General features: G+C 43.5%; 17 protein-coding genes, 1 tRNA gene and 2 pseudogenes. 5 read left to right on the forward strand and 15 right to left on the reverse strand.

The features are described 5' to 3' along the window. The 4 genes from JWG45_RS00145 to JWG45_RS00160 all read right to left on the reverse strand — a co-directional run. On the reverse strand, positions 1–2789 hold a 2789-nt coding region (locus JWG45_RS00145), incomplete at its 3' end, for an efflux RND transporter permease subunit (RefSeq protein ID WP_205277779.1). Between the two features lie 21 nt (positions 2790–2810). Further along, positions 2811–3347 (reverse strand): peptide deformylase, encoded by a 537-nt coding sequence (gene def / locus JWG45_RS00150; RefSeq protein WP_205277780.1) that lies wholly within the window; start codon positions 3345–3347, stop codon positions 2811–2813. Between the two features lies 1 nt (position 3348). Beyond that, positions 3349–4056: a hypothetical protein gene (locus tag JWG45_RS00155; RefSeq protein WP_205277781.1), complete on the reverse strand. Its 708-nt coding sequence runs from the start codon at positions 4054–4056 to the stop codon at positions 3349–3351. A gap of 249 nt (positions 4057–4305) precedes the next feature. Then, positions 4306–4378, reverse strand: a tRNA-Ala gene (locus tag JWG45_RS00160). Between the two features lie 60 nt (positions 4379–4438). On the opposite strand from JWG45_RS00160, the gene JWG45_RS00165 reads away from it, so the two are divergent. From JWG45_RS00165 to JWG45_RS00185, 5 genes are all read left to right on the forward strand, one after another. After that, a complete protein-coding gene (locus JWG45_RS00165) occupies positions 4439–4747 on the forward strand; it encodes a hypothetical protein (RefSeq protein ID WP_205277782.1) in 309 nt (102 codons plus the stop codon). Between the two features lie 9 nt (positions 4748–4756). After that, positions 4757–7573, forward strand: a complete 2817-nt coding sequence (locus JWG45_RS00170; protein WP_205277783.1) for a SpoIIE family protein phosphatase — start codon at positions 4757–4759, stop codon at positions 7571–7573. Further along, positions 7557–7886, forward strand: a complete 330-nt coding sequence (locus tag JWG45_RS00175; protein WP_205277784.1) for an STAS domain-containing protein — start codon at positions 7557–7559, stop codon at positions 7884–7886. The genes JWG45_RS00170 and JWG45_RS00175 overlap by 17 nt, the downstream gene beginning before the upstream one ends. 91 nt (positions 7887–7977) lie before the next feature. Further along, on the forward strand, positions 7978–9630 hold the full coding sequence (locus tag JWG45_RS00180; RefSeq protein WP_205277785.1) for an acyl-CoA carboxylase subunit beta: 1653 nt from the start codon (positions 7978–7980) through the stop codon (positions 9628–9630). A gap of 4 nt (positions 9631–9634) precedes the next feature. Then, positions 9635–12379, forward strand: coding sequence for an ATP-binding protein (locus tag JWG45_RS00185; RefSeq protein ID WP_205277786.1), 2745 nt, complete (start codon positions 9635–9637; stop codon positions 12377–12379). Between the two features lie 41 nt (positions 12380–12420). Here the strand turns inward: JWG45_RS00185 and JWG45_RS00190 are convergent, their stop codons facing one another. The 11 genes and pseudogenes from JWG45_RS00190 to ispH all read right to left on the reverse strand — a co-directional run bounded on the left by JWG45_RS00190 (position 12421) and on the right by ispH (position 24954). Next, positions 12421–13461 (reverse strand): protein-glutamate methylesterase/protein-glutamine glutaminase, encoded by a 1041-nt coding sequence (locus tag JWG45_RS00190; protein ID WP_205277861.1) that lies wholly within the window; start codon positions 13459–13461, stop codon positions 12421–12423. Continuing rightward, complete coding sequence (locus JWG45_RS00195; protein ID WP_205277787.1) at positions 13458–13961, reverse strand: chemotaxis protein CheD; 504 nt, start codon at positions 13959–13961, stop codon at positions 13458–13460. The genes JWG45_RS00190 and JWG45_RS00195 overlap by 4 nt, the downstream gene beginning before the upstream one ends. Continuing rightward, positions 13958–14476: a chemotaxis protein CheW gene (locus tag JWG45_RS00200; RefSeq protein WP_205277788.1), complete on the reverse strand. Its 519-nt coding sequence runs from the start codon at positions 14474–14476 to the stop codon at positions 13958–13960. Before JWG45_RS00200 ends, JWG45_RS00195 begins: the two co-directional genes overlap by 4 nt. A gap of 14 nt (positions 14477–14490) precedes the next feature. Then, positions 14491–17436: a methyl-accepting chemotaxis protein gene (locus JWG45_RS00205; protein ID WP_205277789.1), complete on the reverse strand. Its 2946-nt coding sequence runs from the start codon at positions 17434–17436 to the stop codon at positions 14491–14493. Positions 17437–17472: 36 nt separating this feature from the next. After that, a pseudogene (locus JWG45_RS22560) lies at positions 17473–18675 on the reverse strand (chemotaxis protein CheA); the annotation flags it as partial. 92 nt (positions 18676–18767) lie between these two features. After that, positions 18768–19617 (reverse strand): annotated as a pseudogene (locus JWG45_RS22565) (Hpt domain-containing protein); the annotation flags it as partial. A gap of 2 nt (positions 19618–19619) precedes the next feature. Next, positions 19620–20012, reverse strand: a complete 393-nt coding sequence (locus JWG45_RS00215; protein WP_205277862.1) for an STAS domain-containing protein — start codon at positions 20010–20012, stop codon at positions 19620–19622. A 5-nt stretch (positions 20013–20017) separates the two neighbouring features. Beyond that, entirely contained in the window at positions 20018–20380 is a 363-nt protein-coding gene (locus JWG45_RS00220; protein WP_205273203.1) for a response regulator, read from the reverse strand. Positions 20381–20393: 13 nt separating this feature from the next. After that, positions 20394–21653, reverse strand: a complete 1260-nt coding sequence (locus JWG45_RS00225; protein ID WP_205277791.1) for a response regulator — start codon at positions 21651–21653, stop codon at positions 20394–20396. After that, complete coding sequence (locus JWG45_RS00230; protein WP_205277792.1) at positions 21616–23826, reverse strand: PAS domain-containing sensor histidine kinase; 2211 nt, start codon at positions 23824–23826, stop codon at positions 21616–21618. Before JWG45_RS00230 ends, JWG45_RS00225 begins: the two co-directional genes overlap by 38 nt. Positions 23827–24015: 189 nt before the next feature. After that, a complete protein-coding gene (ispH, locus tag JWG45_RS00235) occupies positions 24016–24954 on the reverse strand; it encodes a 4-hydroxy-3-methylbut-2-enyl diphosphate reductase (RefSeq protein WP_205277793.1) in 939 nt (312 codons plus the stop codon). Positions 24955–25000 lie beyond the last annotated feature (46 nt).

The following is a 25000-nucleotide window of genomic DNA, read 5'->3' on the forward strand; positions in this document are numbered from 1 at the left end:
ATCAAGGATCGAAAGAGCGAGGCCAAAATCATAAAGATGATGATAAAGGCTACGAGAAAGGCCCTTCCTAAACTCGCTAAAGATTCTTCCGTGTCCTTATTTTCTCCCCCGAAACGCATCCGATAACCGGGGTATTTTTCGATGATTCCTTTTGCGAGTTTAGCGATCTCCGCGTTGGCTCTTCTCGTATCGGTTTTGGACTCATCCAAGTTAGCCGTCACCGTGAGAAGCCTTTTCCCGTCCAGGTGATTGATATTTGCAAAACCCGGCTCTCTGACATAAGTGATTAGTTTAGAGACCGGGATCAACTTTCCGATTTGATTGCTCACGAAAATATTATTTAGGGAACCGATCGACTTTCGGACCTCCTCCGGAAAACGAACCTTGACTTCCACTTCCTCATCCGCTCTTTTGATCTTTGTCGCAACCGTTCCTTGAAACGCGGTGTTAATCGCCTGAGCGACCTTGAAGACGGAAACCCCAGCGGTGGAGGCAAGGGATTCGCTGACTTTGATCCTTACCTCGTCCTTGCCCTCGTTAAAATCATCACCGATATCGGTAACTCCGGGTACTTTAGCCATCACACCCTTATATTCTTCTCCGACCCGTATCAGCGTCTCATAATCGTCTCCTCGAATTTCTATGGCAACCGGTTTTCCAACGGGTGGACCTCCGGAAATTTTTTCAAAGTCCAATGCGAGAAGTTGTCCTTTGAACCTTGAAAATTCAGCAGGGAAAACACCGAGATTGAAAGGTTTGTATTCCTGTTTCTTTTTCTCCGCCTCTTTTTTACGGGTTTCTTCCAGGATCTGAATGGATTTTTGATTGAGAAGCCAGATCGTCTTTTCCCTTACTTCCGAGATGATTTCATCCGTACTTCTTTTTCTATTTTCTTCAGGAGTCAAATAGACAAGAATCTGTCCATAGTGTTTTCCTCTTTTTGTAAACGGATCGTTCGGATCTTTTTGAATGATCCCGATTCTTGTGACAAAATTCTCAACTTCTTCTTTAGAGACTTTTGCAAGCTCCTTTTCTAAGACGTTTGCAAATCGTTCCGTTTCTTGAAGAGAAAGTCCCGTTTGACCAGTGAGTTTGATCTGAAATACATCTACGGAACCGGGGAAAAGTTTGAATTTTCCGGCAACGGCGAATAACGCAAAACTACCGATCAACATGGCGAAAAGATAAACAAAAACTTGAAGTCGGTGTTTAAGCGCAAACTTTAAGAGCGGAAGGTAATAATTGACCTTAAGTTTATAAAACCAGCCGCTTTCTTCTTTGATCTGACCAGAATGAAACTTGTTTTTATTGATATCATACAAGTGCGAAGGAAGTATGAAGAATGCCTCCGAAAGAGATGCGAGTAACGCGATAATCACGACCAAAGGAATGCTGTAGATAAACTTTCCGAAGATACCAGTCATAAATAACATAGGCGCAAAAGCCGCCACCGTGGTCGTTACCGTGGCGGTAACGGGATCGATGACTTCCGCTGTACCTTTGAGGGCGGCTTCATACGCCGGCATTCCTTCTTCCATGTAACGATATACGTTTTCGCAAATGATGATCGCATCATCCACGAGGATTCCCACGACGATGATCAAGCCGAACATCGAAATCAGATTCAACGTCAAACCGAGATAATTCATGATGACAAAGGTGGCTCCGAAAGAAACCGGAATCCCAAGAGCGGTCATCAAAGCCACTCTCCAACCTAAGAATAGAAAGAGGGAAGCGGTCACTAAAATCAAACCGCCCGCGGCATTTGAAAGAAGGACACCCAGTCTTCTTCGGATATACTTCGAAAGGTCATTCACAAACGCGTATTCAAATTCTCCGTTGGAAGTTTTTCTAAATTCCTCGATGACTTTTTTGGCTTCGTCCACAACGAGAATTGCGTCCGCCTTTTCCCGTTTGATGACGGTCATCGCGATGGTTTTTCTTCCGTTTACCTTATCGAGATATTCGGCCTCTTTCAGTCCTTCGGTAACGGAGGCGACGTTGTCGATACGAATCGAATTTCCGATTTCATTGGAACGGATATGTACTCCCGAGATTTCTTTCGGAGTATCGAATTCTCCGATCGTTCTTAAGATAACTTCCTTTTGGTTGCCTGCGATATTTCCACCCGGGAAATTAATATTACGGTTTTTTAATGCAAAGATTACGTCCTGACTTGTGAGATAGTGGGAAAACATCGCTGCGGGGTTGATATCAACCTGCATTTCAGTTTCTCTCCAACCCCGTTTGGAAATTCTCGCAACGCCCGGAATATCTTCCAGAGCTTGTTCCACGACCTTTGCCTGGGCTTTGAGCCGCTTTTCGGCTTCGACGCTCGCGTCCTCCGACTTCAAACTGATATCGATCTCGATCACGGGTTGTCTGGAGGTCGTGATCTCCGTTACGAGAGGATCCTCAGCTTCTTCGGGGAGATCTTCGACCCGATCGATGGAGGATTTGATATCGTCCACTACCTTCTGCGTATCCTTTGCGTCCGGATCTAAGGTAATCACAATTCCGGAACGGTTTTCAATCGAAGCGGAGCGAAATTCTTTGATTCCATCCACTTCCTTAATCGCTTCTTCCAGAGGTTTTGTGACCAGCTTTTCGATTTCGGAAGGGGAAGCTCCCGGGAAGACCGTGACAACGCTTACGATGTCAAAGTTGATGTTTGGAAATGCTTCCCGATTCATTTTTACGGCGGTAAAACCGCCGATTAGAATGATCAGAAATGTAAGTAGGTTTACGAAGATACTTTTAGAAAGGAAATACTCAACAAGGGATTTCATATATTTTTATTTTATAATTTTCTAATCTAGAATTTTTCCGCCGGAATCCAAGGTGTCATTGAATCCAAATAGTTTTGTGTCTTTTAGACGGTCAACGTAAAGAATTCCCCGAAGGTGATCGCATTCGTGCTGATAAACTACGGCCTTGTAGCCGTCGATCGTCTCGTCGAATTTGTTACCCTTCTCGTCCATCCACTGCATCCGGATTTGATTCGGTCTTTCAACGTATCCCCGCATTCCTGGAACGGAAAGACATCCTTCCCAAAACCCCGAACTTTCGGCGGTAAGAGGAGTGATGATCGGATTGAGGATCACCCGATCCGGAACGTCGGGAGTTCCCGGATAACGCTCGTTATCCTCTGATCCCACCACGACGATCTGTTTTAGGATCCCGATCTGGGGCGCCGCAAGACCAACCCCTTCAGCATGACGCATCGTATCGAACATATCTTTGAGCAATTTTTTAAATTCTTTTGTCTGAATCTCGTCTTCAGTAACTGGTTCGGATACTTGGCGGAGAAGCGGATCACCCATTCTTAAAATTTTTCTTACTGACATATTAAAAACCAGGTTCTATCTTAAAGTTCGACTTTTTTTGGACAGAAGAAATCGGCATCTCGGCAAGAATTTTCACGATCGATTCTTTCAAAAGAATTTGGATCGAATTCCGATCCGCAGACTCGATTCTAAAAACTCGAAAGGCCTGAAGTTCTTTTCCGGAAGCCTTCATTTGTTCCGTGATCGTTCCCGGCATTCCCGTGAACAAAACGACGGGACGCAGACTGGAATTTTCGATTCCATTCCGAAAACTTTTTTCCAACCTTTCCAAAAAGAGATTCAGTTCTTGCGAAAGAAGAAACCAAGGGTTCCACGGAAATCTTTCCAAAATCCATTCTACGTTTTTAGGAAACCAGGGAAAAGGATCCCGATTCTTTGCAATGGGAGGATTTACGATACAAGCCGATTCAATTCTTCCCGAAAATTTTTGGATCAATTCGAAAACGATTCCCGCAAAATAACCTTCTCCCAAAAGTCTGATTTTTCCTTTCGTATTCAGGATTTCGGAGGAAACCGTTTCGATCCATTCTTCATACTTCGGAAAACTCGTTTGGAAGGATGGAGTCGATGTTTCGAAAACTCGAACTGAAAAGTCTCGGGTAAAAGTTTCGACCGAAATCTGTCTTCCGGGAAATTCAAAATCCGGAAAAAGAAAAAGGGGCGTCTGTGTTGAAACGCCCAGTCGTTGGATAATGATTCGATTTGACATCGTCGCGTTTTTGAACGACCTTTCCCGATCGCTTTACCGAGCTTTTTATTTACTACGGAAAATAGCCATAAAAAAAGGAAGAATGGAGGAGAGTTCGAATCTACGTCTCAGCGGAATGGAACTTCCGTTTTGTTTTCAAACACGAAACGTTTTTTAGTTTCTTACCGGCAAAAACCGGTTGGCAAGAAGTTGTAAAAGAGTTTGACAGAGGTTAGAAAGTTTAAAAACTCAAGTGGCGGAAGTCGTATTTGGAGACGAGGGGAATCGAACCCCCGACCTTTTGAATGCCATTCAAACGCTCTCCCAACTGAGCTACGTCCCCGCTTTGGAATCAGGTTTTTACCAAATTCCTTAAAGTCAATACAAATACAGGAGTGTTAGGATGGGTGAATCTATCGAGGATTTACAAAAAAAATTAAAGATTCAGAACGATATCATCAAAGGTTACGAGAAGGTTCTTAGACTCAACGAGCAAGAATTGGAAAACGCCGATGAAATCATTCGTATGTACGAAGGTATCATTCAGTATTCCGGTTCGGAACTCAAAGACGCAAAGGAAGCTTTTGATGCGACTAACGTTGTTACCAATCTATCTCGCGAAGAATTAATGGGAGCTCTTACCCGAATCCGAGAATTAGAAAATGCGAATAAGAAACTCAGGGAAGAATCCTTAAAGTTTCAGGCCGGCTGAACCTCTGCTTTGATCTCGAGTAAAAAACAAGATTCTCTCCTCAGACAAACCTCTGATGGAAAACTTTACCTGGAAGACAATCCAGGTCTAACGATTGTTTTTGAATCTCTTCTTACGGAAATCATCCAACTCACTTCCGCAAAATTCGGCATATTCAATTTTCGTTTAGAAGACGGAAGCCCGCGTTCGATCTTAGGAAATCCGCCTCCGAACGCGATCGAAGAAGCCGGACTCATTTCGGATTTCTGCTTCAAAACCGGACAAGACGTGAATGTCAAAAAAGGAAAGAGCCCGAGCAGGTTGATTCCTCCTCTCAAATACAACGCGGTCTGTTGTGTTCTTCACGTAGGAGAATTGGGAGTTTCCTCTTCCGAAAACCAAAAGAAGATATTCGGCACCATTTTCCTGGGAAGACCGGACGGTGAGGGTGGAGAATTTAGAGAATCCGACTTTGACCACCTCCGGGCCACCACACGAATTATCTCCGACCTTTTAGAAGAATCCTTTGTCTCCGGAGAATCTTCTCTGGTCGTTTTATCTCTGATGACGACCTCTCGCGTCGCCTTAGAATCGGTTCAGATCCGCAAACAAACCGATCGTTTCGATTTTCTTTTAACGGAAATCATTCGAGTTTCCGGTCTGATCAATAAGTCTTTGGATCTTTCTCAACTCCTGGAAGCAATCATGCTTTCTTCCAAATCCGTCTTTCGCACCGAAGCCTGTAGTGTTTTGCTTTTGGACGATTCGAGAGAGTATCTCTACTTCCACACAGTTTTAGGTGAAAAAAAAGACGAAGTCACAAAGGTAAGAGTTCCGGTTGGAAAGGGCGTCGCCGGGATGGTGGTACAAGATAAGGAACCGATGATCATCAACGACGCGATGAACGATCCTCGCGTTTATCGGGAAGTGGATAAGGTTTCTCATTTTGTAACGAGAAATATTATGGCTGCTCCTCTTTTGGTGGAAGGGCAGGTCATTGGTGTGATCGAGGCTATCAACACGATCGACCGTAGTTTTTTTACCGAAGAAGATTTAGAACTCTTCCTGAGTTTTTCCGGAACTTCCGCACTTGCGATCCAAAAGACGGGACTTCTTCAAAACCTGGAAGCAGCCAACAAGGATCTTCGGAAAAAAGTCTCCGAATTGGAAAGTCTCTTTGAACTTTCTCAAGTGGTTTCCTCGGCCAAAAATCAAGCGGACCTGATGAAACAATCCATACCCGTGATTCACGGAGAAATGGACGCAGGTAAAACCGGAATTTTTTTAATCAATCGGAAGTTGGGGATTCTTACTTCGATTTCCTTTACTTCCGAAAAAACCGTAGAGATTTTTAGAACCACTAGCTATCAAGGAAGTTTTATTCATCGTTCCATCGAAGAGGAAAAAACCACAGTCAAAGAAGACATTCAAAATTTTGCATTCGATCACGAACTCGATTTGGAATATCTCAAAGGTTCTTATATCGTCCTTCCTCTCACTCACCAGGGAAGAAGCGCTTTCGGTGCGATCACGGTTTCGGATCGAGTGGACAAGCTTTCTTACAATCATTCTCACCTGAGACTTTTGCAGACCTTTGCTTCTCTGATTGCGAGAGGTCACGAAACCCTTAAACTTCAAAACGAAATGATTTCGAGAAAGGCGTTACAACGTTCTTTGGAAAGGGAAATCGAAATCACCCGTGAAATCCAAAAAAACATTCTTCCCGAACCCAAAAGTTTCAATTCCAACTTCGATCTCGGAGTGAAGTCGGTTCCCGCAAAGGAAGTTTCCGGGGATTTTTACGACTACTATCAATATCAGGACGGGCAGTATTCTTTTTTGGTTTCCGACGTTTCCGGTAAAAGTCTGCCCGCCGCGATTTTTATGGCGATGAGTTCTTCCATCATCCGAACCTTGGCTCGGAATCACGATCTCAATCCGGAAGAGATCTTAAAACAAGGAAACGCGCTCATCTACGAAGATTCCCACAACGGAATGTTTGTAACCACCTTCTTCATTCATTACAACCCTGCGATCTTTACTCTGGACTATGCTTCGGCGGGTCACAACGATCAGATTCTCATCCGAAAAAACGGAACCTGGGAACTGATCAAAGGTTCGGGGCCTCCGCTCGGCGTAGTCACTTCCGCGAGTTACAAGGGGGGAAGTTTGATCGTAGAACCCGGTGATATGGTGATTCTTTATACGGACGGAGCGATCGAAGAAAAGAACTCAAAAGACGAGGAGTTCGGTTTGGAAAGAATGATCCAGGAAATCATCGCAAGAAGAGATCTTCCTTCCACACAAATCATCGATGAACTTTTCGGTTTGGTTCGGGAATTTTCCGGCACACCGGAACTCTACGACGACTTCACAGTGATGATCTTAAAGTTCAACGACGACTATCAATTCTCGCGAGAATTTGAAGCGAGTACTTCGGCAATTCCGTTGTTTCGAGAATTCGTATATGAAACGATCAAGGTGCGCGATCTCGACGAAGCTTTGAGAGACGACATTCTTCTTGCTTGTGACGAAGCCGGAACCAATATCGTAATGCACGGTTATGAAAACACCAGTTTAAAAAATCCAAAGTTTGAATGTAAAATACGCTTTACAGGGGATTGGATCACCATTGTATTAATTGATTCCGGGAAAGTCTTTCAGAGAAAGAAAGTTCAGGAACCTTCGATCGAGGACAATCTGAGCGGTAAACGAAAGGGTGGATTCGGGGTCTATCTGATCGAAAAACTCATGGATTCCGTCGAATATTCCAGCGAAGGCGGAAGGAACGTTTTGGTTCTTAAAAAGAATTTTCAACACAAGGTTTCGAATGGAAATCACATCTGAAATAAAAAATCATTCTAAAATCATCCACTTGATCGGAAACCTGGACGTCCATAACACTCATAAAATTGAATCCGTGTTCATGGATCAGATCAAGACCGGTAATTCTCCCGTTCTCATATTAGATCTTTCTTCCGTCGAATTCATTTCCTCCGCTGGTCTTCGTATCATCGTCGCCGCTCTCAGAGAATGTAAGGAAAAAGACGTGGAGCTCAGACTTGCAGGAATCAAACCCGCCGTAAAAAAGGTTTTTGATATCATCGATATGAATTCGATGTTCAGCATTTTCGAAACTCTCGAGTCCGCCATAAAATAACCAAGTTCTTCGGCGCGATTTCGAATTTAACTTTCCCGAGAATCCTTTTCTTAAAAACTGGATATATTTCATTCCATTTAAAGGTTCCCGCATGTCCGAAGCAAAATACTCACTGGAAAATCCATTCCAATCCACGACTGAACCTGACGTTCCCAAGGCGCGTGGTCTTTATGAAGAGGCTAACGAATTAGGAAAAGAACTCCTCGGTAAACCCCTTGCGGGCGGCGGAGTCGACAGAATCCTCGTTCAACATTCTAAAGAAAGAATGACCGTTTGGGAAAGAATCAAAGTTCTCACCGAACAAGAGCCCAATATTCTCTATCAAAACTGGGGAAAGAGTCTCGATGGAGCCTCTCTCGTTACTGGAATTCTCAATATCAACGGAAGAGACGTTGCCGTCTACGGACACGACTTCACTCTTCGTGCGGGATCGATGGATGCGACCAATGGAAGTAAACTCGCACGGCTCATCTACATGGCAGGAGAACACGGAATCCCTCTGATCGGTATGAACGATTCCGCCGGAGCGTACGTTCCTGCCGGAGTTGGCGGACTCGACGGTTATAGCGAGGCTTTTACCGCACTTCGAAAAATCAGCGGTGTGGTTCCGAGTCTGATGCTCATGTTCGGATTCAACGCGGGAGGTGGTGCGTATCTTCCTCGTCAGGGATCGTTTATGATCCAGTGCGAAAATACGTTCTTCGGTTTGACGGGACCGGGTGTAGTGAAGTCCGTTCTCGGAGAGGATATTTCTGCGGATGATCTCGGCGGACCTAAGGTTCACGGTCAGAGCGGAGTCGTAGACATCGTAACCGGAGACGAACTCGGATCACTTAGAACCGCGCTTCGTTTGTTATCGTATCTTCCGGACAACAATCATTCTTTCGCTCCATTTCATCCGACCTCGGATCCTACGGATCGTTTTATCTACGAAGAAGAGATTCTTTTTAAGAAAACTTTCAACTCTCCAACGGGGATGAACACTCCTTTTGATATCACTCTGTATCTGCAAAACATCTGCGATCACGGTCAGTATTTCGAAATCCAACCTCAGAGATCCAGAAACCTCGTTACCGCTTTCGGAAGAATCGGAGGTCACGTCGTTGCCTTTGTCGCAAACAACTCCGCGGTTTCTTCGGGACAAATCGACATCAACGCGGCTAGAAAGGGAACTCGTTTTATCCGTTTTTGCAACCTTTACAATATCCCGATCGTCTTTTTGGAAGATACCACCGGATTCTTACCAGGAAAAGATCAGGAACAAAACGGTATCGTATTGGAAGGAAGAAAACTTTTGGATTCCATTATCGATATCCGAACACCACGTCTGACGTTGATTATTCGAAACGCATTCGGCGGCGCCTACGCTTGTTTTAACTCTTATCACGTCGGCGCGGACATGGTTTTCGCGCTTCCAACCGCAAGAATCGCAGTAATGGGCCCCGCTGGAAAAGACTACGTTTATAAGGACGATGTTTCCGCGATTCACAGAGAATATCAGGAAAACGTAAAGAAGGGAATGTCGGAAAAAGAAGCTATCGTCGTTCGAGACAAAAAACTTCAAACACTTTCCACACAGTATGAAAGGGAACTGATGAATCCGAAAGAAGCTCTTTCACTCGGTTCGGTTTCCAGAATCGTTCTTCCCGGAACCACCAGAAACATTCTTTTTCAAAACCTGGATTATTTAATCCGACATTACAAACCGGCTCCATTATCCGGACCTCAAAGGGAGTTTGAGTAATCGTATGATCGACTTTCAAAACAATCGTATTCCATTTCACCAATCCAATTCACCTTGGATCCGATCTTTTTCGTTAGAATCGATCAAATGTCTGATCGTCTGCAGAGGACCGGTTCGTAAAGAAGCCATGGAAATTTTCGATCTTATCGGAATCCGGGAATACGGAATTCTTCTTTCCGAAAAGGATTCCGTCGTGTATCCGATGGCGCTCGCACCCGAACTCAGAGGATTTCGTTTTCCCCATAACATTCACAGAGTTCCCGATTACATGGGATCCGGAAAAGAGGAAAAAGTAGAAAGAATCAAACAGATCATTTCGATCGCGAAGGAAAACAAATACACTCATATCTTTGCCGGTTACGGATTTATGGCGGAAGATTCGGAGTTTATCGCCGCGATCGAACAAAGTGGGATCATCTTCATGGGTCCGGCTTCCTACGTTGCCGATCAAGCCGGTTCCAAAGATGCCGCCAAAAAGATCGCAAGAAAGTTGGAAGTTTCCGTAACTCCCGGAGTGGATAATATTTCTTCTCTTGCTTTACTTACAAAGGCTCCGGACGCGAAAGCCCTTGAAAAACTCGCAAAGGACAAAGGTCTTAGTTTTATTTTTGATTCTTCCGTTTCTCTCGAAACAAACGCCGAAAATTTATTGGATCTCGGATATGCTAAAATCGTAGAACTCGTGAGTATCGCCGACCTTCAAGTCGAAGCCGAAAAAGAATGTAAGAAAATTTGGGAAAAATTTTCCAAAAATCGGATTCGTTTTAAATACATCGGCGGCGGCGGCGGAAAGGGGCAAAGGGTCGTTTCCAAGATCGAAGAGGTAAAAGGAGCGGTTCAGGAAATTCTTTCCGAATCCAAGGTAACCGCACCCGGAACCAATAAAAACTTTCTTATAGAATTAAACATAGAAAACACAAGGCACAACGAAATCCAGTTGATCGGAAACGGAGAATGGTGTCTTGCTTTGGGTGGAAGAGATTGTTCCGTGCAGATGCACGAGCAGAAACTTTTGGAGATTTCTCTGACTCAGGAACTTCTGGAAAAAGAAATCGCTGTTTCGTCTTCTACGAATCCCAAAAAAGCCGAAGTCCTAAAAGGTGATTTGAAAGTTCTTCGCGAGATGGAAGAACAATCCGAACGTTTTGGCGCGGCAGTAAAACTCAACAGCGTTTCCACATTCGAGTCCATCGTAGACGGAACCAACCATTTCTTTATGGAAGTAAACACCCGGATTCAGGTCGAACACAGAGTTACCGAAATGGTATATTCTTTAAAGTTTAAAAATCCGGAAAATACGAACGAGTTTTTTATCGTAGACAGTCTGATCGAGGCGATGGCGCTTCTTTCCTTGCACGGAAAAAGACTTCAAAAACCTGATAGGATTTTGAGATATCCGTCCGGAGCCGAAGTTCGAATCAACGCCACCAACAAAGCGATTCAACCGCACGCGGGCGGCGTAATCATGGGCTGGTCCAAACCGCTTCCGGAGGAAATCCGAGACGATCAAGGAATCAGCATCCGAAACCCGGATATGGGTCTATTCGTACATTATAAAGTAGCCGGAGCTTACGATTCCAATATAGCGCTCTTGATCACTCACGGAGAAACTAGAGAAGACAATTTAAAACGTCTGAGCAATATTCTCAGAAGAACCGAACTCCGAGGTCACGACTTGCAAACAAACCTCTTGGTTCATTACGGTTTGATCAATTGGATTCTTGGAAAAGATGCGATGTTCAAACCCTCCACGGCTTTTATGATTTCGTATCTCGCGGGAGTTGGGGCTCTGGAAAGACTGATGAAGGACGTAGATCTTGAAATCGCTTGGAAAAAGACGATTTCTGAGGCTCCGGTCGAAGCCAAAAAAGTTCTCAGTCGTAAACTAACGCTCATCACAAGACCGATCGATGCGATCGCGAAGGACGCCCATTTGGTTGCCGGTTTTATCGGTTTTCATCTCGGTTACTCTTGGAAGATTTCAGGACCCAAGATCGAGTGGCTCCGGAACCCGATCTTTATTTTGGCGGATCTTTATCACTATCTGAATATGGAAGCGGATCCGACGCAGCCTCCTTCCGAACAGATTTGGGATCATGACAATGAAATTCTTCAGAAGGCTATTTCTTTCTATCAAGAATTGTCTAAAAAAACCGGGATTGCTGCGGATTCGATCGAACTCGTTACGAACCTAAATGGCGGAAAGACTCTCAAAGGTGTGGATGCTTCAATCCTTCCGCAAGTGATTCAATCACACAATGGATTCCAGATCGGAATGGAGTTGATCAAACTTCTGCCTTCTGCGGGTCTGAATTCTGGTTTTTACAATCTGGGTGTGGATGAAAAACTCGAAGCAGTTCTTCCGGAAGAATTTAAAAAAGCGGACACAAGGGATGCTTTTATCAAATTTTTGGCTCCGGCTCCGAAGGCAAGTTCCGATGAGATCGTAGCTCCGATGGGAGGAATGTTCTATTCGAAAGAAGCTCCGGATCTTCCTCCTATGATTCAAGTGGGGGATCATTTCAAAGCAGGACAACCTCTGTTTATCGTGGAAGTTATGAAGATGTTTAATAAGATTTCGGCTCCTTTCAGCGGAACCGTAAAAGAGATTTTGTTAAACGACAGCGATGGAAAGATCATTTCGAAAGGGCAAACGATTTTTAAGATCGTTCCTGACGAAGTGATTCATATCGAAACCGATCAAGAGATTGCAGACAGAAAGAAAAAAATCACCTTAAGTCTGATCTAAACCTTCCTTTACAGGACGCGGAAATCCGCCGCGTCCTATATTCAAAAACGCTGAACTTCTCCCACGATCTTTGAAAGTGGGAGAATCGTGTCGACGGCGCCTCTAAGAATTGCTTCTTTTGGCATTCCAAAAACTACACAGGTCGCTTCGTCTTGTGCGATCGTCGATGCTCCGTGTTGTTTCATTTTTAAAAGTCCGTTTGCTCCGTCGCTCCCCATTCCCGTTAGAATGATACCCTTAGCGTTTCTTCCGGCGACTTGCGCCACCGAGTTGAAGAGGATATCCACGGAAGGTCTGTGTCGATTAAAAAGAGGGCCGTCCACGATACGAATTCGAAATTGAGCGCCGCTCAAATAGATTTCCATGTGACGATTTCCGGGAGCAATGTATGCCGATCCTTCTTTTACCGGATCTCCGTCCTTCGCCTCTTTGACCTGAATCTCGCAAATCGAGTCCAAACGATTGGCGAACGCTTCCGTAAATTTTTCAGGCATGTGCTGAACGATCACAATTCCGGGACAATGAACGTTTAATTTTGTTAGAATGAATTCGAGCGCCTGTGTTCCCCCAGTAGAAGTTCCAATCGCGATCAACTTATCGGTGGTGCTGATTTTGGAAAAATCTGCTTTGATCGGTTTGGAGTCCGGAAGCGTGGAAAGAGAATCCTTTGAAGAAGGAAATTTAATTCTCGCTTTGGCCGCCGCTTTGATTGCATCCGTAAAAAGAATTTCGGATTCTTCGATAAAACTTTTTACGCCTAACTTCGGTTTTTCGATGATATCGATCGCGCCAAGTTTCATCGCGAGCATCGCCGTCTCCGATTCTTTTTCGGCTAACGAGGAACAAATGATAACGGGAGTGGGCCTCTCGGACATGATCTTCTTTAGAAAAGAAATCCCATCCATCCTCGGCATTTCCACGTCTAGAATAAAAACATCCGGCCAGATCGAAGAAAGTTTTTCTGCCGCAAAGATCGGATCGGATGCGAAGCCTACGATCTCGATCTCGGGATCCTTAGTAAGAATCTGAGTCAAAACCTGACGAACAACAGCAGAATCGTCGACAATAAAAACCTGAATCATTTTGAGTTGGGCCTTTCGATATAAATTTCTCCGTCCCACAAGGAAAAAAACACTCTCCGATGAGAAAATCCTCCTAAGTCTTCCGAGGCGATCGGCAGATGATTCTTTGCGAGAATTTCTTTCACTGAATGAATGTTTTTCATTCCGATGTCCCGAACGGATTTAATTTCTAAAAGTTTTTCCTCTTCCGTGGAAAACATGGAAGCTCCTCCAAAAAGTTTGATCTGGTATTGACCGTATCTACCGCCGTTATTCTGAATCTTATCAAAAAATAATTGAATCGCGTCGTCGGCGTATTTTGCATTCAATTCAAGTGCGGATTCTCCGGGAGGACGATTGGGAAGCATCACGTGGGCCATTCCTCCGGAAAGATGAATCGGATTCCAAAAACAAATTGAAACGCAGGAACCAAGCAAGGTCCTAATTCTTAAATTTTTTTGCCCCCAACAAAACCCGCCAGGTTGCAAAAATAAATCCCGAACGATATCCGGTTCCGTCATGTGCTTTCTACGAGCGCCTCGATATTCTGATTCTCTTCCATCGACGTCAATTCGTCCAAGTTCAGAATTTTTTCCGTGTTGAGAATGATGATAAAACCTTCCTCCTGCCGTGCCATCCCGAGAATAAAATCCACTTTGATACGCGAGCCGAAAGTTGGGGCAGGCTCGATTTCGGAACCGGCAATGGAAACCACTTCGTTTACGGATTCCACAAGAATTCCCAAATCGGTCCTCTCCTTCTTTTTATCCCCAGCATTGGAAGAATGAAGTTCCACAATGATCACACAAGTTTTACGGTCAGGTTCAATTTTCTGTTTGAAAAACTTGTGTTTCAAATCCACGACGGGGACCACATTCCCGCGCAAGTTGATTACACCCGGAATGAATTCCGGCATCAAAGGGACATTTGTTAAACCGGAATATTCAATGATCTCTTTGATATGTAATATTCCAATTCCATAACATTCCTCCCCCAAATAAAACGTGAGAAACTGATTGTCCTCCATTGCGCTCATACTTTCACTCCGGTTCAGTATTTCTCGAATTTATCGGCGGGAGACATTCCCGTGTTGTCCGATTTCGGTTTTGCCAATCCGTCCTTTCTCGCGGGTAAGGCAGTCTTACGGGCAGCGATCGACGGAGTAGTGGAAGTTCGAGGAGTTGTCAAGCCTCCGTTAGACGACCTTTTGTTCTCTCCGTCCACGATCTTAAAGAAAAGAACGGACTCTCGAAGCTGTTCCGCTTGAGAATTCATTTCTTCCGAAATCGCGGCCAACTCTTCCGAAGCGGAGGCGTTCTGCTGAGAAACCTGATCGAGTTGTCCCATCGCTTTATTGATCTCCGAAACTCCCGCCGCTTGCTCGTCGCTGGCAGCCGTAATTTCCTGTACCAAATCGGCGGTTTTTCGGATGGAAGGAACAATCTGAGAAATCAGTTCTCCGGCTCTTTCGGCGATCGCCACACTATTGCCCGCAAGACTGCTGATTTCATTCGCTGATTTCTGGCTTCGTTCCGCAAGTTTGCGAACTTCGGAAGCCACCACCGCAAATCCCTTTCCGTGATCTCCTGCCCTGGCCGCCTCAATCGCAGCGTTCAACGCTAAAAGATTCGTTTGATATGCGATATCTTCGATGATACTGATCTTTTCCGCGATCTGTTTCATCGCCTTTACCGTTTCCACAACCGAGGTTCCGCCTTCTTCCGCATCTTTGGACGATTTGGAAGAAATCTGTTCCGTTTGACGGGAATTCTGGGCGTTCTGATCGATCGAAGCGGTCATCTGTTCGAGAGAAGAGGTGGTTTCTTCCACACTCGCCGCTTGTTCCGAAGCGCCCTGGCTCAGAGAATTCGCGGTAGAAGAAACTTCGGTTGCGGAAGTCACCAAACTCGAAGAACGAACAATGATATCTCCGATGATCTCATTGAGTTTATCCATCGTGGTATTGGAATATTCTTTTAGTTTTCCGAAAGTTCCGTGATACTCGTTTGTGATTTTTTGAGTCAAGTTACCTGCGGAAATTCTTTCCAAAGCGTCGACAACTTCGTTGAGTCCTACGTTACTCACTTCCAAGAGCTGATTGATCGACTGACTGAGATTGAGAAAAAAACCGGTTTTGGAATCCAAAGAGATACGTGTTCCAAAATCACCCTGAGCTGCGCCCGATACGATTCTTTCCACTTCCTCTTGTACGACGAGTTCATTGGTTACATCTGACCATTCCACAACCGAACCCAAACGTTTTCCGCTTCCGTCTATAATCGGATTTGCGATCAAGTTGAAGGATCTGACCCCGATTTTGATCGAAGCACGATGGACACTGGTAAAGTTGCTCAAAAGTCCCCTTTGATGGGCCGGATTTTTATGAAATGAATCGATACTAGAGCCGATCAAACTTTTCAAATTGAATTGAGAAAACTGTTTTTTAATGTCACTCTCTCCATTTTGAAACATGTCGATTACGGCTTTGTTCATATAACGGATGTTAAAATCGTTATCAGCGATCATAATATTCGTCGTTGTACTATCCAAAGCGACTTTGACTCGCGTAAGTTCTTCATTTTCAATCTCTCTTTGTGCGGCGACTTTTCTTTGTTCGGTTACGTCCGCCCATTCCACTACGGAACCGAGTCGGTTTCCGGTTTCGTCGATGATCGGATTTGCGATGAGATCGAATTGTCTTCCACCAATTTCGATTGATGAACGAAATACGTCGGTCAGTTTGCCGAGTAGTCCTCTTTGATGAGCCGGATTTTTATGAAAAGAATCGATGTTTGTTCCCATCAAATTGGAAAGATTAAAATTTCCCAATTGTTTTTTGATATCAGTCTCCGCTCGGCTGAACATGGAACGAATCGCTTTGTTCATATAAACGATATTTAGGTTCGCATCCGCCATCATAATGTTGGTCGTAACGTTATCCAGAGCAACTTTGACACGAGTGAGTTCCTCGTTTTCAATTTTTCTTTGCGAAAGAATTTTATTTTGTTCCGTTACATCCGCCCATTCCACTACGGAACCGAGACGGTTTCCTTTTTCGTCGATGATCGGATTTGCGATGAGATCGAATTGTCTTCCACCGATTTCGATAGAAGACCGAAAGGTCTCCGTCATACGTCCCAACAAGCCTCTTTGATGAGCAGGATTTTTGTGAAAAGAATCGATGTTTGTTCCCATCAAATTGGAAAGATTAAAATTTCCCAATTGTTTTTTGATATCCATCTCCGCTTGACTGAACATGGAACGAATCGCTTTATTCATAAAGACGACGTTCAAGTTGGAATCCGCCATCATAATATTGGTAGTGACGTTTTCGAGAGCCGTTCTCATTCTTAAATATTCCTGTTCGAATTTTTGCATCGTTCCTTGGCCGAATCGACTAAACCAAAAAAGAAGCCCGAGAAGAAAAATCGAAATCGAAGAATATCCCAAGATCATAGTTAAAAAGTTATTGCCATCTCCTCCCGCCAAAGAGGCAAGCTCGGATTCCTTTAAGGTATGGGCTAAGAATCCATTTCTTGCCTTTCTAAATTGTGAAATCTCGGAATAAAAATCGACCTTGGACAGATCCGGGAAGTCGTTTTTGAGGTCGGAGGATGCGGATATCTTTTCTTTGAGTTCGATTGTGGTCGAAAAAAGAAGAGAAATGCTTTTTTCAAACTTACGAACCTCGGGATCCTCCGCCTGTTTGGAAGCTGACAAAAGATTCTTTATCTTTTTCAAACTGGATTCCACCGCTTCCAAATCGGAGGCAAGCGTCTCCCTGCTTTTTCCGATTGAAAAATGAAACGTAAATTCGGCGACCGCTTCTTCCATCCCGAGTAAGGACTCGTTTACAGCGGGAAGAATTCCCAAAATACCATCACTCTCAGTCTTCGTATCGGAAGTCGGCAGTTTGAAATTTTGGACGGATAAGAATAAAAAACCGTTCAGCGCAATTGCCAGACCAATGAAAATTCCTAAGCTTTTTCGAAACATTTGATTTCTCCAAATTCAAAAAGTCTAAAATAATCTCTAACGAATAGAAGCTTCCTTGCTTCTCAAAATCTCCTGATCTCTGACCAGGCCATACAACCCTGGAACATCCAAAATAAAAGCGATCTCGCCGCTTCCTAAAATGGAAGTTCCACTAAAACACTTCACGTTTTTAAAAATCTCCGCCATTGGACGGATTACGGATTGGACCTCTCCGTGAAGTTCGTTTACCACAATCCCGAAAGTTCTGTCCTCATATTCTAAAATTACAATATTCTCTTTATCTAAACTATTTCTTTGAATCGATAAAAAACGGGAAAGGTGAAGGACAGGCACAAGTTCGTTTCTGAGATTCATGGTTCCGGAAGCCGAATCGTCGAGATCGGCTCTGGATTCTACAGTTTCTCTCACCAATTGCATCGGAACTATAAAGTTGGAACCGGAGGCTTTGACCAAAAAACCGTCTATGATCGCAAGAGTGAGGGGCAAACGAATCAAAAAAGAACTTCCCTTGTCTTTCGTAGATTGGATCTGAACCGAACCTCGCAACGATTCTATGTTTCTAAGAACGACGTCCATTCCGACCCCGCGGCCAGAAAGATTTGTAACCTTTTCCACCGTAGAGAAGCCTGGTTGAAAGATGAGGGAATAAATTTCGGATTCCGTAAGAATCTGGTCTTTACCAATCAGACCTTTGGCGGTTGCCTTACTTACAATTTTCTCGGCGTCCAAACCTTTACCGTCGTCGGTAATCGAAATGAGAATACTTCCGGTTCCGTGACTTGCTTGGATCTGAAGTTTTCCCGCAGGCGGTTTTCCTTTTCGAATCCGTTCTTCCGAAGTTTCGATTCCATGATCGAGTGCGTTGCGAAGAATATGCACCATCGGATCCGCGATTTTTTCGATCACGGATCGATCGAGTTCTGTTTCGCCACCAAAAATTTCCAACTCAACTTGTTTGTTCAATTCCTTGGAAAGATCTCGAACCACTCGTTTGTATTTTTCAAAAAGATCCGAAATCGGAACCATACGCAAGCTCAGAGCATATTCTCGGATCTCGCTCACGAGTCTGTAAAGGGATTCCGAACTTTCGATCAACTGGGTATCTTCGGAATCGATGATCTTTCTACTTAAGTTTGCTTCCTGCGTGATCAATTCTCCCACGAGGCTGATCAGGGCGTCTATTTTGGCGGAATCGACACGTAAGGTTTTCGTCTGCATCCGAAGTGTTTCGGATTCTTGCGTCGTTTCCTTGAACTCGGGAAGTTCTTCGGAAAGTCCCGGAGCTATCCGAGAAGTCGACAAACCGGTCCTAAGATTTTGAATTTCTTCGGCTTTAAGAGCTTTCTGAATTTCAAGAGCACTAAGATAGGCTTCTTTTCCCAAAGGAAAATCTTTACAGTTTTCATCAAAAAGTTCGAGATCGCAGAAAGGAGGGAGGATTTTAATATAACTTCCCTGTTTTAAGAATTCAAGCGTGGAATGAATTTCTTCTCCATCGGAAGCGGATTCATAGGAAATTTCAAAACCAAGATAAGAATGTTCGGGATTGAACTCGGCCCAATTCGGAATCGATTCCGGATAGATGTAGAGGTGTTTGATTTTACCGGACTGGGAAAGATATTTCAGAAACGTGTAAGTATCCATTCCGGATTCAAAAAGATGAAGGTTCGGAATGAGGGTGATCTGCCAATGCGCCGAACTCGAAACAACCCCCAACTTGGGTTCTGTCGAAGAATTCTTTGTATCGTTCTTCGATTCTAGATTTGTTTCCGAAAGGGAAGCAGCGAGAGTTTCCGAGAGTAATTTTTTTGCAAGAACGGTCAACTCGGCTTGTTTTCGCGATGCCTTCGAATCTAAAACCAAGGTGTCCGTTACGTTCTCCACCATATTCTTAATGTGATCGCACGCTAAAAAAAGAAATTCGATTCCCTCTTTGGTCAGAACCTGTTTTCCCGATCGGATACGATCCAGTAGTGTTTCCACTTCGTGAGTGAACTTTTCGATCGGCTCGTAACCGAACATGCCGGAGGTTCCTTTGATCGTATGAATCGCACGAAAGACGGAATGAATACACTCAGAATTTTTAGGATCTTTCTCTAAAACCAGAAGGTTCGATTCCATAGAAGAAAGGAGTTCTAAGGATTCGGAAACAAACGTGTCTCTTACTTCGGATAGGTCCATTTTCAATCCTTGCCCATTCCGTATTGAAAGGAGAATTCTTTTAGATCTTCTTTTTGAAGTTTGATCTTATCCCTTAAAAAACCTGTTAAACCGTAGAGATCGATGAGTTTTAAAACGGCGTGACTGTGATTGACAAAACGAATCGTGAATTCTTTTTTCCGAGCTTCCTTTTTTAGCGCCAAAAGAATTTGTAAACAGGAGGTATCCAATTTTGAAACTCGGGAAAGGTCTATTTCCAAAATCGAATTCGTATCCTTCAAAATCGGATCCAACGTTTCTTTCAAAGAAAGGGCGTCGTAAATCGTCAATTCTCCCTCGATCCAAATTTTTAAACCTGAAACTTGAGAGTTATCGGACCGAAAAATTACGGATTCTTTTTTAAATTCGAATGCCATATCGTTTAGGGTAGAAGTTTGTGGATCGTTTGCACCAGCTCTTCGGGTGAAAACGGTTTTGTAAGCCAAGCCCTGGCTCCCGCGGCAAGACCGGCCGTTTTCACGTCTTCTTGGGATTCAGTGGTTAACATGATGATCGGAGTGAATTTGTTATTCGGATCTTTTTTGAGCTCTTTTACAAATGTAATTCCATCCATATTCGGCATATTCATATCGCTGACGATCAGATCTACTTTATCATTTTGTAATTTATCCAATCCGTCTTTTCCATCCACCGCCTCCACGATTTGAAACTCGGAATTGCTAAGATGAAGATTTAAAATCTTCCTAAAAACGGCGGAATCGTCGACGATGAGAATTCGTTTCATTCCAATCTCCTTATTAAATTAACGGTAAAAAAATTTCAGCGAGTACACAAAGACTGATGTCTTCGGAAGTGTGATCGTTTGCGTTGTGGATAAAAAAAAGCCCACTGTGTTTTCGAACGATGTGATCCACGGCCGTTAACCCCAATCCAAGTCCGAATTTTTCCAAGTGAGAAACGTTTTCCACAGGAGGATAGATTCTAAAAAAGGGCTGAATCACAAGTTGTTCGAATTTTTCGGGAATTCCACCGTAAGGTCTTGCATCCACCCGATTTTTGAACGTGATACAAAAATATCCCTGATTGATATTGGCAAAGATATCGATAGGTGCGTTCACCGAGGAATATTTGTACGCATTCAGAAAAAGTTCCTCCAATGCCAAAGTCAGGATCGATAGGTTGACCTTGACTTTGTATTCTCTTTTCAAAAGAGGGAGATTGACCGTGATCTTTTTCGAGAGCAGAAAAGTTTTTAATTCTTCGGGAAGGAATCGGATCTGATCCAAGATCTCATTCGTTGAAAGAACAAGCGGATCCAATTCCTTGTCTATAAGATTGAGGAGTTTTTCCAAACCCAAGAGCATATTCTTCGTGATTCGATTATTTGTCAGAAGAAGATCCAGAATCTCTTTATCCACTTCGTAATGATTTCCATCGAGAACCTTTACCGAGTCTACCATATCGAGCAGACTTGTCATGGCGCCGATTCCGCTTCCTTGGGAAAGGGAAGTTTTTAGACTGTAGATAGATGTTTTTTCAAAGGATTCGCTGTCGGATTTACGAATTGTTTCTTTGTAGGTAAGCCACTCCAATTGACTGCGAAGTTTTTGACTTTCGATATCGGCCAAATTCTCTTCCATTCTTTTCAAATGACAATAGTTCAGCGCCTTTTGTAGAGTTTTGATAAAAACATCCGGATAGATCGGCTTGAGGATATAATCGAAAACGCCGAGTTTCATAATCTCGATGATTTTTTCGGAACGATCGATTGCAGTTTGAACAAGAACGACCGCATTCGGATGTGATTCCTTTAGTTTGATTAAAAAAGAAGCTCCGTCCATTACGGGCATCATTAGATCCAAAATAAAAAGAGAATACTTTTGATTTTCGATCATCTTCAGAGCTTCCGCTCCATTTACGGCTAACTCGTGTTTGACGCCGATTTCGTCGCAAAGACTTTCCAGGAGAATGCTGTTTTCCTGTTTATCTTCAATGATCAGAACGGGATCGTTCGGAATGCTATGAAGTGAGGTCTTCTTTTTCAATTCTGTTTCCAAATGTTCGCTCCTTCTGAATTTCAACTAAGATAGACTTCAATTTATCAAGGGAGAATGGATTTTGGATCGTATAATCCGGAAAGAACGGAAGTAATTCTTCCCGAAACGGAACCGGAATATCCGCGGTGTCCAAAAGAACAAGAGCCCTGTTATTGGATTCTTCCATCAGCCACGTCCGTAAAACTTTGACGATCCCTATGTCCTCCAAGAGGAGATGTGTATCATATAGTAAAATTTTGTGAGAATCGAGGCTTTTTTGCGAAATTGTTGAAAAATCTTCCGGGGAACGGAGTGCGATGAACCTTTGGGAATGAATCGTGAAGTAACGTTCGATCGCAGAATCAAAAATCCGATCTCGAATCGCGATTAAGATCAAAGAAGATTTTAATCCTTCCGGATATTCGACTTCGGGACTTTGATTTTTGCTCCCAGGATTGGACGGAGATGTTTCGGAAACAAGGGGGCGCTCGACGGGAATGCGAGGAAGAAGCAACGAGAAGGTAGTTCCGCTTCCGATCTCGCTCTCAACCTGGATGGATCCTCCGTGTGCGTCGATGATTTTCTTTACAATGGGAAGACCGAGTCCGCTTCCTTCGAACTCACCTTGATTTTCGCCTTTGATTTGATAAAAGGTATCAAAAATTTTGGACAGTTCCGATTCGTGAATTCCGATTCCCGTATCTTTTACAATAATCTGATATTGGTCGTCGATTTTTCTGAGGCTTACAAAAACTTCCCCCGGAGGTCGAGTAAATTTGATGGAATTTCCTAAGAGGTTCAAAAGGACTTGTCGGATCCGTTTTGGGTCACCGTTCATTTCGTATTCATCCGATTCCGGATGAACTTCAAAAGAAATTTGAATTCTTTTGGTAATCGCTTCGCCCAGAATGATTTCAATCGAAGTAGAAATTAGATTTTTAAGATCGAACTCTGTCCGGTTTAGAACCAGTTTTTCTGCCTCAATCCGTGAAACGTCCAAGATATCATTGATTATATTGAGCAGGTGAACCCCGGAATGAAAAATCAAATCCTTGTATTTGTTCTCTTTTTCCATTTCATCGGGCAAATGCATCAGTCTTGAAAAGCCGATTATTGAATTTAGGGGGGTTCTCAATTCGTGACTCATGTTCGCTAAAAATTCAGACTTGGTTTTACTTGCTTTTTCAGCTTTTTCCTTTTGCAAAATCAATTCTTCGGTTCTTTCTTGGACGAGAACTTCTAACTTTTCCCTGTGAATTTTCAATTCTTCTAATATATTTTTTCTTTCCAAAAAAACGCTGATCAGGTCGATAAAGGTTCTTATCGTGAATATTTCCTCTTTTACCACTTGTGTGGTCTTAAAATTCTCGAATCCAGCAAATCCGAACCATTCATTGGATACAAAAAGTGGTATCAAAGTAATCGATTGAATCTGTCTATCGTCAAAAAAAATTCTTTCCGACTCTGAAAATTCTCGAATGGCGCCTTGCAGATAACCCCCCGAGGAAAAAATTTTTTTCCAACGAGAGTGATTTTTAGTATAAGAGATCAGTTTGGTGAGAGGGGTTTTAGTCGCTTCGATCGAAGGATCCACGACCTCCAAAAAGAGCTCCGCTTCGTCTTGGCTTTCTGTATTTTTAAAAAGATAAAGTCTCTCCGAATCCACAAAAACCAAAAATTGCTCCATAGCATATTTTAGAATTTTGATTTCGGTCGATGTTGAGAGTAGAATTTGTGTGGCCGCTGTGATTCCCATCTCCAAACGAAGACGTCTTGTGGCGAATTCTCCTTTTTTAACTTTTTCTGTGATGTCTCTTTGGATGGATATGTAATAGAGAATGTTACCTTCTCCGTCCCGTATCGCGGATATATGCCATTCTACGTTGTAAGAATTCCCATCTTTTCTGTAGTTGATGGTTTCTCCGGAAAAATCATTTCCGGATTGGAGAGCCTTTTTGAGGTTCACCATCATCTTACGGTTTGTGAGCGGGCCTTGGAGAATACGAGGGGTTTGACCGATCAGCTCCTGCAATCGATAACCTGTCATTTTACAGAATGCAGGATTTGCAAAAACAATCCTCGGACCGGGGGAATCTAAAAGAGCATCGGTAACTAAGATCGAATCTGAAATCTGATTTACCAGAATTTCATAAAGTTCTTGCGAAAGCTCAAAGTTTTTCAGGTCGCGTTCCACGGCCCGCAAACATCTCTAAAGTTATAAAAAGATCAATACTTTTCTTTTCTCATCTTAAGGGAATGGTTTTCTGAATGCGAAAAAAATCAAAATAATCATTTTTTATAATAAAAAACACTGCTTGAGGAGTGTTTCAATCTGCCAGACCAGAAAACCATCGATTTTCTATGTCACCCAAAAGCGACTTCTTTAGGCGAGCAGATTGGTCGGTAGTTTGAAATTCATCGAATCTTCTCTGGATCCAGGGAATAAATCTACGACTGCGTCCGGGTAGAATGTTTTTAATTTAGAAATTATTTCGTCGACGAGGACCTGGGGCGTGGACGCTCCGGCGGTCAACCCCAATATTTTAATTTCGTTATTCTGAATATACTCTTTGGAAAGATCATCAGCCCCTGTCACTTTGAAAGAATGCGGTTTGGACTTTTGAGCCAGTTGTAAAAGCCTTAAAGAGTTGGAACTGTTATCGGCGCCGATTACGAGCATCGCGTCGATCTTTTCCATCATTTCGGAAACTGCTTCCTGTCTTTCTGTGGTCGCGTAACAAATATCATCCTTAGCAGGATGTTCTACAAAAGGAAACGTTTTCGAGATCTGTTCGACCACGTTTCTTGTGTCGGCGACTGACAAAGTCGTTTGCATTAAATAAGTGAGCGGTTTTTTCGGATCGATTTTTTCTTTGAGTTGAATTACGTCTTCGGCAGATTCTACAAGAAACATTTCCGCTTCTCCCATCGTTCCGATCGCTTCGTCGTGTCCCTCGTGTCCGATGTAGATGATCTGGTGTGTGTCTTTGATTCTTCTTGCCTTACGATGTACCCGAGTCACGAGCGGACAAGTCGCGTCTCCAATCTTCATTCCGCGATTTTTAGCGGCTTCGACAACGGAAGGCGCGACGCCGTGGGCGGAGAATACGACCGTGGCTCCGTCCGGGGCTTCTTCGAGGTCGTTGATAAATAAAATTCCTCTTTTTTTCATGTCCTCCACAACTCTTCGGTTGTGGACGATCTCTTTACGAACGTAGATTTGCTCCGCCGCGTTTGCCTGAACCTGTTCCACATAAGAGATCGCATACTTCACACCGGCGCAAAATCCTCTGGGGTTGGCTAAATAGATCTTTTCTAACATGATTTCTCCGTTCGATTACCATTCTTCGAAACCGCCAGTGGGCAAA

Source organism: Leptospira ainlahdjerensis (genome assembly GCF_016919175.1).
In the GTDB taxonomy this organism is placed as follows: domain Bacteria; phylum Spirochaetota; class Leptospiria; order Leptospirales; family Leptospiraceae; genus Leptospira; species Leptospira ainlahdjerensis.

Excerpts from the sequence above, each read along its gene's own strand:
- JWG45_RS00215 (WP_205277862.1), bottom strand. The coding sequence starts at position 20,012 with ATGGCATTCGAATTTAAAAAAGAATCCGTAATTTTTCGGTCCGATAAC.
- JWG45_RS00195 (WP_205277787.1), bottom strand. The coding sequence starts at position 13,961 with ATGACGGAACCGGATATCGTTCGGGATTTATTTTTGCAACCTGGCGGG.
- def (WP_205277780.1), bottom strand. The coding sequence starts at position 3,347 with ATGTCAGTAAGAAAAATTTTAAGAATGGGTGATCCGCTTCTCCGCCAA.
- JWG45_RS00180 (WP_205277785.1), top strand. The coding sequence starts at position 7,978 with ATGTCCGAAGCAAAATACTCACTGGAAAATCCATTCCAATCCACGACT.
- JWG45_RS00190 (WP_205277861.1), bottom strand. The coding sequence starts at position 13,461 with ATGATTCAGGTTTTTATTGTCGACGATTCTGCTGTTGTTCGTCAGGTT.
- ispH (WP_205277793.1), bottom strand. The coding sequence starts at position 24,954 with ATGTTAGAAAAGATCTATTTAGCCAACCCCAGAGGATTTTGCGCCGGT.
- JWG45_RS00200 (WP_205277788.1), bottom strand. The coding sequence starts at position 14,476 with ATGAGCGCAATGGAGGACAATCAGTTTCTCACGTTTTATTTGGGGGAG.
- JWG45_RS00155 (WP_205277781.1), bottom strand. The coding sequence starts at position 4,056 with ATGTCAAATCGAATCATTATCCAACGACTGGGCGTTTCAACACAGACG.
- JWG45_RS00165 (WP_205277782.1), top strand. The coding sequence starts at position 4,439 with ATGGGTGAATCTATCGAGGATTTACAAAAAAAATTAAAGATTCAGAAC.
- JWG45_RS00175 (WP_205277784.1), top strand. The coding sequence starts at position 7,557 with ATGGAAATCACATCTGAAATAAAAAATCATTCTAAAATCATCCACTTG.
- JWG45_RS00220 (WP_205273203.1), bottom strand. The coding sequence starts at position 20,380 with ATGAAACGAATTCTCATCGTCGACGATTCCGCCGTTTTTAGGAAGATT.
- JWG45_RS00205 (WP_205277789.1), bottom strand. The coding sequence starts at position 17,436 with ATGTTTCGAAAAAGCTTAGGAATTTTCATTGGTCTGGCAATTGCGCTG.
- JWG45_RS00185 (WP_205277786.1), top strand. The coding sequence starts at position 9,635 with ATGATCGACTTTCAAAACAATCGTATTCCATTTCACCAATCCAATTCA.